At 64.9% G+C, this 13,393-nt stretch carries 14 protein-coding genes; 5 read left to right on the plus strand and 9 right to left on the minus strand.

Annotation, left to right across the window (positions count from 1 at the left end; genetic code table 11):
* The first annotated feature begins 11 nt into the window (after positions 1 to 11).
* A complete protein-coding gene (locus tag AC1DIO_RS16360) occupies positions 12 to 923 on the plus strand; it encodes a protein-L-isoaspartate O-methyltransferase family protein (RefSeq protein ID WP_476832331.1) in 912 nt (303 codons plus the stop codon).
* 11 nt (positions 924 to 934) lie between these two features.
* Here AC1DIO_RS16360 and AC1DIO_RS16365 read toward each other — a convergent pair whose 3' ends face one another.
* A complete protein-coding gene (locus AC1DIO_RS16365) occupies positions 935 to 1,237 on the minus strand; it encodes an ArsR/SmtB family transcription factor (protein WP_441491785.1) in 303 nt (100 codons plus the stop codon).
* 81 nt (positions 1,238 to 1,318) lie between these two features.
* On the opposite strand from AC1DIO_RS16365, the gene AC1DIO_RS16370 reads away from it, so the two are divergent.
* The gene (locus AC1DIO_RS16370) at positions 1,319 to 2,206 is read left to right on the plus strand and encodes a PhzF family phenazine biosynthesis protein (protein WP_441491784.1); all 888 of its coding nucleotides are present in this window, start codon (positions 1,319 to 1,321) and stop codon (positions 2,204 to 2,206) included.
* A gap of 198 nt (positions 2,207 to 2,404) precedes the next feature.
* Here AC1DIO_RS16370 and AC1DIO_RS16375 read toward each other — a convergent pair whose 3' ends face one another.
* Together AC1DIO_RS16375 and AC1DIO_RS16380 are read right to left on the minus strand one after the other, a co-directional pair.
* Complete coding sequence (locus tag AC1DIO_RS16375; RefSeq protein ID WP_441491783.1) at positions 2,405 to 2,767, minus strand: MmcQ/YjbR family DNA-binding protein; 363 nt, start codon at positions 2,765 to 2,767, stop codon at positions 2,405 to 2,407.
* A gap of 35 nt (positions 2,768 to 2,802) precedes the next feature.
* Positions 2,803 to 3,876, minus strand: coding sequence for a malate/lactate/ureidoglycolate dehydrogenase (locus AC1DIO_RS16380; protein WP_476853698.1), 1,074 nt, complete (start codon positions 3,874 to 3,876; stop codon positions 2,803 to 2,805).
* A 178-nt stretch (positions 3,877 to 4,054) separates the two neighbouring features.
* Here AC1DIO_RS16380 and AC1DIO_RS16385 point away from each other — a divergent pair, with 178 nt between their 5' ends.
* Positions 4,055 to 4,450: a HesB/IscA family protein gene (locus tag AC1DIO_RS16385; RefSeq protein ID WP_441491781.1), complete on the plus strand. Its 396-nt coding sequence runs from the start codon at positions 4,055 to 4,057 to the stop codon at positions 4,448 to 4,450.
* Positions 4,451 to 4,467: 17 nt separating this feature from the next.
* Here AC1DIO_RS16385 and AC1DIO_RS16390 read toward each other — a convergent pair whose 3' ends face one another.
* Both AC1DIO_RS16390 and AC1DIO_RS16395 read right to left on the minus strand, forming a co-directional pair.
* Entirely contained in the window at positions 4,468 to 5,526 is a 1,059-nt protein-coding gene (locus AC1DIO_RS16390) for a GGDEF domain-containing protein (protein WP_441491780.1), read from the minus strand.
* A gap of 186 nt (positions 5,527 to 5,712) precedes the next feature.
* The gene (locus AC1DIO_RS16395; protein WP_441491779.1) at positions 5,713 to 7,185 is read right to left on the minus strand and encodes a DEAD/DEAH box helicase; all 1,473 of its coding nucleotides are present in this window, start codon (positions 7,183 to 7,185) and stop codon (positions 5,713 to 5,715) included.
* 162 nt (positions 7,186 to 7,347) lie between these two features.
* Between AC1DIO_RS16395 and AC1DIO_RS16400 the strand changes: the two genes are divergently transcribed.
* A complete protein-coding gene (locus AC1DIO_RS16400; protein WP_476853699.1) occupies positions 7,348 to 8,043 on the plus strand; it encodes an alpha/beta fold hydrolase in 696 nt (231 codons plus the stop codon).
* Between the two features lie 3 nt (positions 8,044 to 8,046).
* Here the strand turns inward: AC1DIO_RS16400 and AC1DIO_RS16405 are convergent, their stop codons facing one another.
* The 3 genes from AC1DIO_RS16405 to parE all read right to left on the minus strand — a co-directional run bounded on the left by AC1DIO_RS16405 (position 8,047) and on the right by parE (position 11,609).
* Positions 8,047 to 8,310 carry a hypothetical protein gene (locus AC1DIO_RS16405; protein WP_441491777.1) on the minus strand — a complete coding sequence of 88 codons (264 nt, stop codon included), beginning with the start codon at positions 8,308 to 8,310 and terminating at the stop codon, positions 8,047 to 8,049.
* A 74-nt stretch (positions 8,311 to 8,384) separates the two neighbouring features.
* On the minus strand, positions 8,385 to 9,311 hold the full coding sequence (locus AC1DIO_RS16410) for a LysR family transcriptional regulator (protein WP_441491776.1): 927 nt from the start codon (positions 9,309 to 9,311) through the stop codon (positions 8,385 to 8,387).
* A gap of 204 nt (positions 9,312 to 9,515) precedes the next feature.
* The gene (gene parE, locus AC1DIO_RS16415; protein ID WP_476853700.1) at positions 9,516 to 11,609 is read right to left on the minus strand and encodes a DNA topoisomerase IV subunit B; all 2,094 of its coding nucleotides are present in this window, start codon (positions 11,607 to 11,609) and stop codon (positions 9,516 to 9,518) included.
* 335 nt (positions 11,610 to 11,944) lie between these two features.
* Between parE and AC1DIO_RS16420 the strand changes: the two genes are divergently transcribed.
* A complete protein-coding gene (locus tag AC1DIO_RS16420) occupies positions 11,945 to 12,145 on the plus strand; it encodes a hypothetical protein (protein ID WP_162768477.1) in 201 nt (66 codons plus the stop codon).
* Between the two features lie 55 nt (positions 12,146 to 12,200).
* On the opposite strand, the gene AC1DIO_RS16425 is transcribed toward AC1DIO_RS16420, so the two are convergent.
* A complete protein-coding gene (locus tag AC1DIO_RS16425; RefSeq protein ID WP_476775393.1) occupies positions 12,201 to 13,349 on the minus strand; it encodes a glycosyltransferase in 1,149 nt (382 codons plus the stop codon).
* Between the last annotated feature and the right edge of the window lie 44 nt (positions 13,350 to 13,393).

Below are 13,393 nucleotides of genomic sequence, written 5' to 3' on the forward strand. Positions count from 1 at the left end.
GGCGGGCTTCCGTGCGGGGACAGCGCAGGACGAACGAGCGGGAGCTCGCGATCGCGCGGCGCGCATATGCCCGGCAGATGCTCGCCAGCGTCGGCGTCGCCGATAATCCTGCGCTCGAGAGCGCCTTTGCGGCAGTCGCGCGCGAGTGCTTCATCGGCCCGCCGCCATGGCATATGTCGCGCGGCGGCAGCTATGCGATCCTGACATCCAGTGATCCGACCGTCGTCTATCAGGATGTCCTGATCGCCTTGGCGCCGGAGCGCGGCGTCAACAACGGCAGCCCAAGCCTGCATGCCCATTGGCTGAATGCGCTGAGGCCGCGTGCGGGCGAGCGCGTCGTCCATATCGGTGCTGGCACCGGATATTATACGGCAATCCTGGCGCAGCTTGTCGGCCCCGCGGGACAGGTGCTGGCGGTCGAGTACGATCCGGTATTGGCCGAGCGTGCCGCCGCCAATCTGTCGGACCAGCCCTCGGTCACGGTCGTCAAGGGCGACGGCGCCGAATGGCCGCGCGAGCCGGTCGATTGCATCTACGTCAATTTCGCCGCCGCCCGCCCTGCCGAGGCATGGCTCGATCGCCTCGCGCCCGGTGGCCGGCTGATCTTTCCGCTTGGCGTGCCCGGGCCGGTCGATGCAAGGGGCAGGAGAGGGCGACATTCCTTTCGCGGTGCGGGCTATCTGGTTGAACCTCAGGGCGAGGGCTTCAGCGTCTCCTGGCTCGGAATGGCATCCTTCGTCTGCGCTGAAGGCGCCCTTGCCGGGACGCCGGCCGAGCAGGCGGCCCTGTGGGCGGCCTTTGGCGGCGGAGATGCGGAATTCGTGCGCAGCCTCAGGCGCGGCGACGAAAAATCCTCTGCGCGGCTCTGGCTGCAGGGCAATGGCTGGAGCCTGAGCTACGACACCGCCACGAAGGAGCACTGATCTCCGCCGAGCTAAAGCTCTGCGAGCATCGCTGCCTTGGCAGCGCAGATGCGCTCCTCATTGCGCCGGTAGAAGGTCCATTGCCTGATCCGCCTCGGCGTCACCAGCCGTGCCCGCACGAGAACCTTCATGTGTTCGCTCAGCGTCGGCTGGCTGATACCGAGCTTCTCGGCGATGAAGACCCCGCAAACCCCATCCTCGACCAGATCTCCGTCGACCTGTGGCGGAAAATGCGCGCGCGGATCCTTCAGCCAATCCAGGATCTGGAGGCGGCGCTCATTGGCGAGCGCGCGGAACAGGTCAGCCGGGTTCATTCTGGCACTTTGCCAAATCCCTAATTCATGGCAAGAGGAATCCCTCTGAGCCATCGGATTCCAGCGTCGATCGGAGCCGCCATGCCGTCCTACCCCTTCGAAACCGTCGATGTCTTCACGGACCGTCGCTTTGGCGGAAATCCGCTGGCCGTCTTCACCGATGCGCGCGGCATGTCGGACGCGCAGATGCAGTCCTTGGCCGCGGAGATGAATCTCAGCGAGACGACCTTCGTGCTGCCGCCAGACGATCTGGCTCATACCGCACGTGTCCGCATCTTCCACCGCACCGGCGAAATGCCCTTTGCGGGCCATCCCAACGTGGGTACGGCCTGTGTGCTGGCGCGGCATGGCCACGACCGCGATGGCGTGCTTCTTTTCGAGGAAATCGCGGGCCTCGTCGAGGTGAAGGTTGAGCGAGATCCCAATGGCACGGTGACGGGCGCCACGATCGCTGCGCCGCAGCCGCTCTCGACAGGCATCACGCTCCCCGTTGCCGGGATTGCCGCCTGTGCCGGTCTGAACCCCTCGGATGTGGTGGTCGTGTCGCACCAGCCGCTCCAAGCCTCGGTCGGCGTGCGCTTCGTGCTGACCGAAGTGAAGGCGGAGGCTCTGTCACGGGCCGTTCCCGATCTCGCATCGTTCCGGGCGCTTGAAGCAGCGCACCCGGAGCTGGAGAAGCGGTTATCGCTCTTCCTCTATGTGCGTAATGGGCAGAGCATCCGCGCCCGCATGTTTGCGCCATTGGCCGGTACATGGGAGGACCCGGCAACGGGTTCGGCGAGTGCCACGCTGGCAGCGTTGCTGCTATCGCTTGGTGATGGCGAGAGTGCACGCTTCGAACTCACCCAGGGCGTCGAGATGGGGCGCCCGAGTCTGCTGCAATTGACGGCGCGGCGCAGTGAGGACGGCATCCGCGCGACCGTCGGCGGCGGATGCGTACCGGTGCTGCGCGGCGAGGCGCAGCTTTAGATCATCGGACCGGATCTCGTATCCGGTCCGATGGCCTCATCTCCTGTGTTCGCGTCGGCTTTTCCGAAAATCACGATCCACGTTTGGGGCCGACGCCTTAGATCATCGGACCGGATATCGTATCCAGTCCGATGATCTAACCCTTTGTCTTTGCATCGGCTTTCCCGAAAACCGCAATCCACTTTTCGGGCCGATACTTTAGCCGTTCAACCCCAATTGCTGGCGCAGCGTCTTTGTCAGTTTGAGCGCAATCAGACGATGGCTTTCGCGGAGATAATCCCGAAGCGCATCGTCGGCCATGCTCTCATCGGATTGCCGCTGGATCCAGGTCATTCCCCGTGAGGCGAGATAGGGGGCAGGCCGCAGGCCGGGCTGCTCCTGGAGGATGGTGTAGGCCATATCCGAGCATTTGAAGGTGACGGCCAGCGGCTTGCCGCCGCTCCAGCCGGCAATGGCAAAAACCTTGCCGCCGACCTTCCAGACATGGGCGCCGCCCCATTGCACGACATGGCTCGTCGCTGGCAACGAGGCGCAGAACGCGTTGTAGTCATCAAGCGTCATTGGCGCCCCCGTGCTCCCATTGCGAGCCTGAGCGCTCAGTACTGCTCTGCATCAATCCCGTAGCGCGCCGCTGCCCCCTTGATCTGCGACCAGGTCTCATCGTCAAGGGGAATGCCGGCGCGAGCGCGCTCGGCGCGGACCGCGCGCTCCTTGTCGCCCGGCGCCAGCACGGGATTGGCCGGGTCCTGCGGCTTCGCGGCGCGAACAAACGCGAGATAGCTCTCGGTCCGGCTCTTGCGGAGCGCGGCGTCCGGCTCCAGCCGCGACGGGTCGATCAGCACGCCGAACAGCGAATTGATGATCCAGCTCCTCTGTGGCTTTTCGTCGATACGGGCAGCGCCCATCAGTCCGGCTGAGAGCAGTTCGGCAATCAGCGACAGGCCGGCGCCCTTGTGATCGCCGAAGGGCAGCAACGCGCCGAGCGGCAGGTCCGGAATGGCGTGCTGGAAGACATGGGAGGGATCGGTCGTTGGCCTGCCCTCGCCATCGATGATGTAGCCCGGAGGCACCTCAACGCCCTTGTTCAGCGCGACGCGAGCCTTGCCATGCGCCATGCGGCTGGTGGCGAAATCCAGGATGATCGGCTGACCATCAGGCACGGGAATGCCGATGGCGTGCGGATTGGTGCCGAAACGGGCTTCCTTGGCGGCATAGGGCGCGACGATCGGCGGGCGGCCGGCGACATTCACCCAGAAGAACGAGATCAGCCCGGCTTCCGCGGCGATCTCGGCATAGTGGCCGATGCGGCCGATATGGTGCGCGTCCAGCAGATTGACGATGGCGACGCCACCGTCTTGCGCCATCCTGGCTGCGCGTTCGACCGCCTCGCGCGCGGTGGGCTGCCCGAGCGCGACCTGGCCGTCGATGATCAGGAAGGGAGCGCTGTCGAGTTTCGTGACGGGCGCTGCGTCCGGTTTCAGGTTCCCGTCCGCCAGCGAGGTGAAATAGAGCGGGATCATGCCGACACCATGGCTGTCATGGCCGCTCAGATTGGCGAGCACGAGATGGTGTGCCGTCTCCTGTGCCTGCGCCTCCGTCCAGCCGGCCCTTGTGACCATCTCGCGGACGAGGGCATGGAGCGATTCCGGGCGGTGCAGGCGATAGGTCATGTGTGTTCGAGCCGCTTCTGGTGAGAATGTCACAGTGCATGCCCCGGTCCGTCATGCAATGCGCGCAATGAAATGGCGCCGTTGCGCCGCAACACCTCGACGTTGCGCTTACCGATCCTTATGTAGGACATGCAATCCTGTTTCATCGGGCCTTGAACCCGATCGAGGAGGGACGAGGATGTTTTCAATTCCGGGCCTGAAGGTGGTGTCGCTGACCGACGCCGCTGCGACGCGTATCCGCGAGATCATGGCGCAATCGGCGCTCGACAATCCGGACGCGCCGGCGCTCGGCCTTCGTGTCGGCGTCAAGAAGGGCGGCTGCGCGGGGATGGAGTACACCTTCGAGGTCGCCCGTGAGGCGCATAAGGGCGACGAGGTCGTCACCGAGAAGGATGCGACCGTGGTCGTCGATGGCAAGGCTGTGCTCTTTCTGCTCGGCACCGAGCTGGATTTCAGGAGCGACCGCTTCTCCTCGACCTTCGTCTTCAACAACCCGAACCAGGTTTCCGCCTGTGGCTGCGGCGAATCGGTCGAGATCAAGCCCCACGCCGAAACGGCGCTTACCGGCTCCTGATCCCCGGATAGCGCGAGTCAGGCCACGCGGCTTGTCGTGTCCAGCGCCTCTTCGGTGATCGTGCGGTTGCGGCCGTCACGCTTGGCCTGCATCAAGGCCTGATCGGCGCGATCGACCAGTGAACCGGCCGTGTCGCCTCGACGATAGACCGAGACTCCCAGCGAGATGGTGATCCGACCGAGGTTTTCGTTGGTCGAGCGCTTGATCAACTCGCGGGTGAGAAGCGCCTGGCGCACCGTCTCGGCACCGAATTTGCCGGCGACGATATCGGCTTCCGGCAGGATGATCGCAAATTCCTCGCCGCCGAAGCGCGAGATCACCGCCTTCTCCTTGAATTTGTCCTTCATGGTGCGGGCGACGAGGCGCAGCACCTGATCGCCGGTCAGATGGCCATGTGCGTCGTTGAAGGTCTTGAAGAAGTCGATATCGGCCATGACCAGCGCAAAGGGCTCGCGCTGCAGCGTCGCCTGGTCGATCGATTTCTGCAGCATCTCCTCGAAGTGGCGGCGATTGGCGAGGCCGGTCAGAGGATCGGTCAGCGCCTCGGCCCGCGTCGTTTCCAGCGCCTCGCGAAGATGGCGGATCTCGTTGGAGCTGTCCTTCAATTGCGACTCGAGCTGGGTCTTGCGCACCACCTCTTCGCGGGTCGACATGACCAGCGCTTCGACCCATTCGCGCAAGCGCTGCCGGTCGGTCATGGGCGGGACTTCGTCGGACATCGCGCTGAGGCGGCCGTGATAGCGCTCGCTCGAATCCAGCGCGCGATCGACCAGCGACATCAGGCTGTCGATCTCGCCGAGAACCTGCAGGCTGGTGCGTTCGGCCTGGCGCGCGAGCCGTTCGGTGCTGATGAAGCGGTCATAGAGGCTGTCGATATCGGCAGCGCCGACCTGACCCTCGCTACCGGTGATGATCGCGTTCATCACCATGCTGAGTGCGGGCATCTCGCCGCTCAGATGTGCGTACCAGACCTCGAAGGCGCGGGGATAGCCGGGAGAGCCATGTTGGCGCATGGCCGCAACGACACGGTCGGGCAGGTCGGACGTGTACTGGGAGGACTGCGTCTGTTCGCTCATCGTCATCGCCCGACCGGAGCCGATCCCGCTGGCCACACCGGCCATCTCGGGCTCGATTGTGAATCGAAGCGGGACATTCTGTCCGTCATGACGGCGGCAATCGCGCCCCGCAGGGTGGCTGCGGGAAGCCCTAGCCACTCACTAAGATTGGAGGAACGGTGTTAAGATACCGTTGATGCTGCGGTGTCAGCCGACCTTGACGGGCCTCAGCAGGAAGGCCGGGACGTGATCGCCCAGGCCCTTGACCTTGGGTTCGCGATCGTCCTCGTCCCGACGCCGATCATGTGGGCGCGAGTGCGCTGGCGCAGGCTGCTCGCTGGCATGGCGAATGCGGGTCTTGGTCGGCCGGTCCTCGCCACGGCGGCGGGTGTCCTGAGGGGCACGATCGGCGACTTCCACGACCGCTGCCTCTTCCGACGGTGCGGCTTCCTCGCGTGGGGTCCGCAGGGGACGCCCGCGACCGCCACGCGGCGAACGCTTGTCGTCGCGGCGGCTGCGACGCTCGTCGCGCGGTTCACCGGGAGGCAGGTCGTTGAGGCCGGGGCCTTCCCAGGCAATCGGCTGGCCGGTGAGCTTCTCGACGGCGGCGACAAGCTTGTCGTCGTGACGGGTGACGATCGTGAAGGCTGCGCCGAGGCGGCCGGCCCGGCCGGTGCGGCCGATGCGGTGGACATAGTCCTCGGCATGGGTCGGAACGTCGAAATTGAAGACGTGGCTGACGGCCGGGATGTCAAGCCCTCGGGCGGCGACGTCGCTCGCCACCAGGATCGGATTCTCGCCGGTACGGAAGGATTCCAGTGCGGCCATGCGGGCATACTGGTCCATGTCGCCATGCAGCGCGACGGCAGGGAAACCATGTTTCAGCAGGGACTTATGGAGCGTCGCGACATCGCGCTTGCGGTTACAGAAGACAATCGCGTTCTGCAGGTCCTTGGCGTCGCGGATCAGCTTGCGCAGCGTGTCGCGCTTCTCATAGTCCTGCGAATTGGAGGCGATCAGGCGCTGCGTGATGGTCGTGGCTGCCGTCGCGGGACGCGAAGCCTCGATGCGCACCGGATTATGCAGGAACTGCTCGCTGATCCGAGTGATTTCCGGCGGCATCGTCGCCGTGAAGAACAGGGTCTGCCTCGTGAAAGGCACAAGCTTGCAGACGCGCTCGATGTCGGGGATGAAGCCCATGTCGAGCATGCGATCCGCTTCGTCGATGACTAGCAATTCGACGCCGGTCAGCAGCAACTTGCCGCGCTCCACGTGATCGAGCAGGCGCCCAGGCGTCGCGATCAGTACGTCAACGCCGCGGGTGATCTTGGCGTCCTGATCGCCGAAGGAGACGCCGCCGATCAGCAGCGCGACCGAGAGCTTCTGGTTGACGCCGTAACGCGAGAAATTCTCCTCGACCTGCGCGGCAAGCTCGCGGGTCGGTTCCAGGATCAGCGTGCGGGGCATCCGCGCCCTGGCCCGGCCATTCTCCAGAATGGTGAGCATCGGCAAGGTGAAGGCGGCGGTCTTGCCCGTGCCCGTCTGCGCAATGCCGAGCACATCGCGGCGCGCGAGCACATGGGGAATGGCCTGAGCCTGGATGGGGGTAGGCGTGGAATAGCCTGCGGATGTGACCGCCGTCAGAACTTTATCGCTGAGGCCGAGTTCGGCAAAAGACATCGAGAGTTGCGCTTCTTCAGGGTCGGTGACACGTGGCGGGACGACCTATCAACCGCGACGGTGGCGCGACTTCTCTTTCCTGCGCGCCTTCGGACCCCTGTCCAATGCAGAAATAACGCGGGAAAGTCAACAAACTAGGCAAGAACGGAAGGTATGATTGCCATGAACGAGCCGCTTGTGCTGATTCCAGGGTTGAGCTGCACCGCGGCGCTCTATGGACCGCAATGGCCGGCGCTTGCCCCAGGGCGGCCGGTCCTCGTCGCCGATCATGCCCGCGACGATAGCCTGGCCGCCATCACAGCTCGGCTGCTGKAGGCGGCCCCGGAGCGGTTTGCGCTCTGCGGTCTGTCGATGGGTGGCTATATCGCCTTGGACATCATGCGCCGGGCGCCGGAGCGCGTGACGCGGCTGGCGCTGCTCGACACCAGCGCGAAGCCGGCGACGCCGGAAACCAACGCGCCGCGTGAGCAGATGATTGCTCTCGCCGAGAAAGGGGCCTTCGACAATGTCACGACTTTGCTCTGGCAAAAGCTCGTGGCGCCGGAACGCCTGACCGACGAGGTACTGCGCCTCGATGTGCGGAAAATGGCAGAAGATATTGGTGCAAAAGGGTTTGTTCGCCAGCAAAGAGCGATCATGGGGCGGCCGGACTCTCGGCCGGGCCTTGCTGCCATCTCGGTGCCGACAATGATTCTGGTTGGCGCGGAGGACCAGATCACGCCTGTCGCGGAAGCCCGGGAGATCGCCGATGGAATCGGGGGCAATGCGCGGCTGCGCACCATTCCCGATTGCGGCCATCTCTCGACACTGGAAGCGCCACAGGCGGTTACAGAAGCGCTGCTGAGCTGGCTGGGCTGACGCTCAGCGCGGAGCGGAGCAGGGGTCGAGCCTGGTTTCGTTTGCGCTCTTGCGGATCGATCCGGTGACGAGCGGATCGATCATCTGGCCCTTGGAGGCTGCGGATGCGACCTGGCTCAGGCGCTCTGTGTCGAGATGGTGCGCCGTCTGGGTGGAAACGAAATTGACGGCGATGACCGAAAGGAAGGCGATCGCCGCGCCAGCCTTGGCAACATCCGCGACCATGCTGCCGCGCTCGTTTTTCAAGAAGAGTTTGATGACCCGCATGGGGCGCTCCGCATCGTTGGGGCGCAATGCCGCCCCTTGATGAGCATTTTGCGCGCGCGCCAGTAAAAGCTTGGTTAGCGAATGCTTGCCGGGGTCGTCAGAATGCCATTCAAGCGTGTCCTGTTTGCTCGAAAGAGTGTCTGCAGCGCCCGCAGCACGGCCATCACGGCCGGACGCTGGCGGGGGACCTCGTGCGAGACGAGAAAGATCTCGTCGGCAGTTTCGTCCGGGGGCGGCGCGAGGCGGATCAGCGCGTCGTCGAAATCGGCCATGAAGCACGGCGCCATCGAAACGGCGCCCGCCGAGCGAATGCTCTCATAGCGCGCGGCTGAATCTCCGACGCGGGCCGCGATCGGGCGCCCATTGGCCCAGTTCAGGATGTGCTCCTCGATACGGGAGGAGACGTCACGGCTGACCGAAATGATGGGCGCCGTCAGAGGATCGACATCGCGGCGCGCATAGAGCGCCTGCACCAGTCGACCGATCTTCTGGCTGAAATAGCCGCTCTCCTGCGGGGGGCGGCGCATCCGGATTGCAATATCGGCATCCCCGCGAGCCAGGTCGAGCCGGTCTCGCGTGCTGATGATGCCGATCTCGACGCCGCCCGCCTGGGCCGAAATCGTCGTCGCATGCATGGTCAGGAACAGGCTGATCGAGGTCGTCGCCGTCACCCGGACAGGCGCATCATCGGCGGAGCGTGCCGCACGCGTCCGGTTGCTGAAGCGCTCCACCGCATTGGCGATGTCACTGGCATCGCCGGCGAGAGTTGCGCCGATCTCGGTGAGAACGAGCCGGTTCGCCATGCGCCTGAACAGCGGCAGGCCGAGCTCTGCCTCGAGACTCTTGAGGCGACGGGCTACCGTTGCCTCGCTCAGCCCGAGCGCGACCGCTGCCACGGCMAGCGTCCCACCGACCGCGACGGAGTGGAAGATCGCGATGTCGTCCCAGTTGGGTGAAACCAGCGCGTGGCGTCGAGGTGGAGAGGAAGCAGGCTGCCCCATGCGATCATCGGCCATGGCTGAGCATGGGGGCCTGTTCTGGCATCGGCATCATCATGCGGCGTGTTCGGGGGCGGGCGATTGCGGTTGGGCATGTCGGCAAGATGCCGTCGGGACACCTGGCTGACAGCCCGCCGACTTTGATGGTCTCACCGACAAAAATGCGAGGGTAGCGCGCGCCCGAATATCCTGGCCGCGCCCCCGGCCTCACAGGTCGATCAGTTCGCCGGCGAAGGCCGCGCGCTCCTGGATGAAGATGAAGCGGGCTTCCGGCTTGTTGCCCATCAGCCGCTCGACGGTATCGGAGGTCTCGTCCCGCGCCTCGTGCTCGACCATCACCTTGAGCAGGATGCGCTTGGCCGGGTCCATCGTGGTTTCCTTGAGCTGCGCCGGCATCATCTCGCCCAGACCCTTGAACCGGCTGATCTCCGGCTTCTTGCCCTTGAACACGGTCGCGATCAGCTCGTCCTTATGGGCGTCGTTGCGGGCATAGACGCTCTTGCCGCCATGCTGGAGCCGATAGAGCGGCGGCACGGCAAGGTAGAGATGTCCCTTCTCGATCAGGCGCGGCGTCTGGCGCCAGAAGAAGGTGACGAGCAGCGAAGCGATATGGGCGCCGTCGACATCGGCGTCCGTCATCACGATGACCTTCTCGTAGCGCAGGTCATCCTCGCGGAACTGGCTGCCGATGCCGCAGCCCAGTGCCAGGATCAGGTCGGCAAGCTGCTGGTTCTGGTTCAGCTTCTCGCGGGTCGCGTTGGCAACGTTGAGGATCTTGCCGCGCAGCGGCAGGATCGCCTGCGTCGCGCGGTTGCGCGCCTGTTTGGCTGACCCGCCGGCGGAATCGCCCTCGACGATGAACAGTTCGGAGCCTGCAGCGCCGGCGCTGCTGCAATCGGCTAGCTTTCCAGGCAGCCGAAGCTTGCGCGTCGCGGTCTTGCGCGAAACTTCCTTCTCGAGCCGGCGGCGCTGGCGTTCCTCGGCCCGGTCGACCGACCAGTCGAGCAGCTTCAGTGCCTGCTGCGGCGCGGCGGCGAGCCAGTGATCGAAAGCATCGCGCACTGCGTTCTCGACGATGCGCGCGGCCTCCAGAGTCGCAAGCTTGTCCTTGGTCTGGCCCTGGAACTCAGGCTCGCGGATGAAGACCGACAGCATCGCGGCACAGGTCGCCATGACGTCGTCGGAGGTCACTTGCGCCATGCGCTTCGACTGACCGATACGCTCGGCATGGTCACGCAGGCCGCGCAGCAGCGCGACGCGCAAGCCCTGCTCATGCGTGCCGCCTTCGGGCGTCGGAATGGTGTTGCAGTAGGACGAGCTGAAGCCGTCTTCGCCGGTCGCCAGCCACGCCACGGCCCATTCCAGCGAGCCGTGGCCGCCATCCCGTGTGATCTTGCCGGAGAAGATCGGCTCGGCGACCAGATCCTTGCCCTCGATCTCGCGGCCGAGATAGTCGCGCAGGCCTCCGGGAAAGCGGAAGACGGCCTCCGCGGCGACGTCACCCTCCGGCTTCAGCAGCGCCGGAGCGCAGCGCCAGCGGATCTCCACGCCACCGAAAAGATAGGCCTTCGAGCGTGCCATCCGGAACAGGCGGGCAGGGGAGAAATGGGCCCCCTCGCCAAAGATCTGCGCGTCGGGATGAAAACGCACCTTCGTGCCGCGCCGGTTGGCGACGCGTCCGACGGTTTCCAACGGCCCCTGCGGGGCCCCGCGCGAAAAGACCTGACGATAAAGCATCTGGCCGCGCGCGACTTCGACCTCGAGCCGGTCGGACAGGGCATTGACGACGGAAACGCCGACGCCATGCAGGCCGCCCGAGGTCTCATAGGCCTTGGAGTCGAATTTTCCGCCGGMATGCAGCGTTGTCATKATGACTTCGAGCGCCGACTTGTCCGGGAATTTCGGATGCGGATCGATCGGGATCCCGCGCCCGTTGTCGGTGACGGCCAGCGAACCGTCCTCGAAGAATTCGACGTCGATGAAGGTTGCGTGGCCGGCGACCGCCTCGTCCATCGCGTTGTCGATCACCTCGGCGAAGAGATGATGCAGCGCGCGTTCGTCGGTGCCGCCGATATACATGCCTGGCCGTCGGCGCACCGGCTCGAGCCCCTCGAGGACTTCGATGGCGGACGCGGTATAGCCGGCCTCGGACAAGGTGCCGTTGCGCGGGACGGAAGGTGAGGCCGATTGCTGCGAAGGCTTGCTCGGGGCGGCCGCATCACGCTTGACCGGCGATGGCTCGGGCGCCCGCTGCGGCTGCTCGCCGCTGCCCTCACCGAAAAGATCGCCATTCTCCGTCATTTCGTTCGCCGATCACCTGATTCGCAGCGCTGATAGAATAGCGCATCCGGGACGTCGCCAGGGCCGGCACTCAAGCCAGCCGCAACGATTGTTCCCCAGACATATAACGAACATCGCTCCGAACAAGCAGGAGAATCGTCGCTCCACCCCTTGCTGTGCACCGAACCCTCAGCCGAGCGAGCGTCGCAGCGGTGTCACGCGAGCATGCCATACGGTGTCGCGGCGGATGGTTCATGTCGCATTAACCCGGCGCGAACGAGAGTGGTGGGGTCGAGATTCGCCAGCTTGCGAATGGCTCTGCAGCTGTCGGAAACTTGGGAAATTGGGAGGCTGTCGTGGTCGCGCGTTCGTCGGTTCCAGGGATGAAGATGGCCGGGCTCGAGCGCACCGCGCGCCTTGCCGGTGAATCCTTTGGTTACGAGGATATGGCGCTGCTGACCGGCTCCCGCTCGATCGATGCCGGCCAGGGCCGCAAATTGTGGTGGCTCGCAGCCTCGGTTGCGCTGATCGGCGTCGTGGCGCTCGCCTTGCGCTGAGGCGGACGCCAACCGACAGGCTTAAACGCGGGCGGAGTGCAGCGTCGGTCGCCTGTCAGTCCCGACGATCGGCGATCAGCCGGTCGTAGAAGGCGAGATGCCTCCGCGCCGCCTCATCCCATGAGGCGGAAAGATTGACACCAATCGCGTCCGCCCTGTGAAGCTGGGCGGCGATGATGGCGTCGGCGAATTCTTCAGGCGCCGCATCGACCCGGCAAAGCACTGTCGCTGGACTATCGATCTTGGTCTTCAGGGAGGGCGACAGGTCGAACTCGTCCCGACGCTCGGCTTCGGTCGAGACCAGCGGGATCGCGAGCTGGCTGACGGCTTGGAAGCTGCCGCGGCGCGTGCTGATGCCGTCGGTGAAAGGCAGCAGGAAGACATCAGCCGCCGAAAGCGTTGCCATCAACTCGCCCTCGTCGTCGATGCGGCCGCGAAAGTCGAGCCAGTCGATGATGCCGAGCTCGCGCGCGAGGGCAAAGAAGGCCTCGCGATCCCTGGGCTTGTCCCAAAGGAAGTCACCACAGACTAGGAGCCGCGCCTTGATGCCACGCTCGTGCAGCGCCTTGACGACGCGCAGCAGCATGTCCGGGCGCTTGCTCGCATAGAGCACGCCGAAATAGCCGATGACGATGTCGGCTCGCATCGTGCCGCTGCCCAGTGCTTTCGTCCGCTCCTCGACGACACGTTCCGGATCGATCTGGGCCGGCATGATGTTCGGGCCGATAGGGATGACCGGGGCAGCGAGCTTCCTCCTTGGCCCGACCAGCGGGGTCTTGAGAAAGCTCTCGCGCTGCTGTTGCGAAACGAAGATGAAGCCGTCGGTCGCGAGGATGTCGGGGATGATCGAGAGGTAGCGCAGCCGGTTGAGCGAGGCCCACTCGTGCAAGGTCGCGACGGTATCCCCCTTGCGCGTCCAGAGCCGCGCCAGCATCAGCGCCGAACCTGGCAGGATCGCGTTCCCCCAGCCTTCGACAGGAAGCTGAAAATGTGCAATCCGGTCCTCGCGCAGAGCCCCGGCGATGGCACGGACGAAGGCTGCGGGCTGGTCGGGCTCTATCGTGTGAAGGGTGGCAAAACCGGGACGCTGCGCGTTGATGGCGTTGGCAAGTCGGCGCGCATAGTCCATCACCGCGCAGGTGACGGGTTTGGCCGAGCCGAAGATGATCACGGAGGGCGTGGGAGAGAGACGGGAGCCAGGCATACGCGTCCTGAATTCGAGCACTTGACCGGCGTTAACTTATCCTG

Source organism: Allobosea sp. 05T439 (genome assembly GCF_056396005.1).

Bases quoted from the DNA above. Each gene is read 5' to 3' on its own strand.
- AC1DIO_RS16425 (WP_476775393.1), bottom strand. From the start codon at position 13,349: ATGCCTGGCTCCCGTCTCTCTCCCACGCCCTCCGTGATCATCTTCGGC.
- AC1DIO_RS16370 (WP_441491784.1), top strand. From the start codon at position 1,319: ATGCCGTCCTACCCCTTCGAAACCGTCGATGTCTTCACGGACCGTCGC.
- AC1DIO_RS16365 (WP_441491785.1), bottom strand. From the start codon at position 1,237: ATGAACCCGGCTGACCTGTTCCGCGCGCTCGCCAATGAGCGCCGCCTC.
- AC1DIO_RS16390 (WP_441491780.1), bottom strand. From the start codon at position 5,526: ATGAGCGAACAGACGCAGTCCTCCCAGTACACGTCCGACCTGCCCGAC.
- AC1DIO_RS16375 (WP_441491783.1), bottom strand. From the start codon at position 2,767: ATGACGCTTGATGACTACAACGCGTTCTGCGCCTCGTTGCCAGCGACG.
- AC1DIO_RS16395 (WP_441491779.1), bottom strand. From the start codon at position 7,185: ATGTCTTTTGCCGAACTCGGCCTCAGCGATAAAGTTCTGACGGCGGTC.
- AC1DIO_RS16405 (WP_441491777.1), bottom strand. From the start codon at position 8,310: ATGCGGGTCATCAAACTCTTCTTGAAAAACGAGCGCGGCAGCATGGTC.
- AC1DIO_RS16380 (WP_476853698.1), bottom strand. From the start codon at position 3,876: ATGACCTATCGCCTGCACCGCCCGGAATCGCTCCATGCCCTCGTCCGC.
- AC1DIO_RS16385 (WP_441491781.1), top strand. From the start codon at position 4,055: ATGTTTTCAATTCCGGGCCTGAAGGTGGTGTCGCTGACCGACGCCGCT.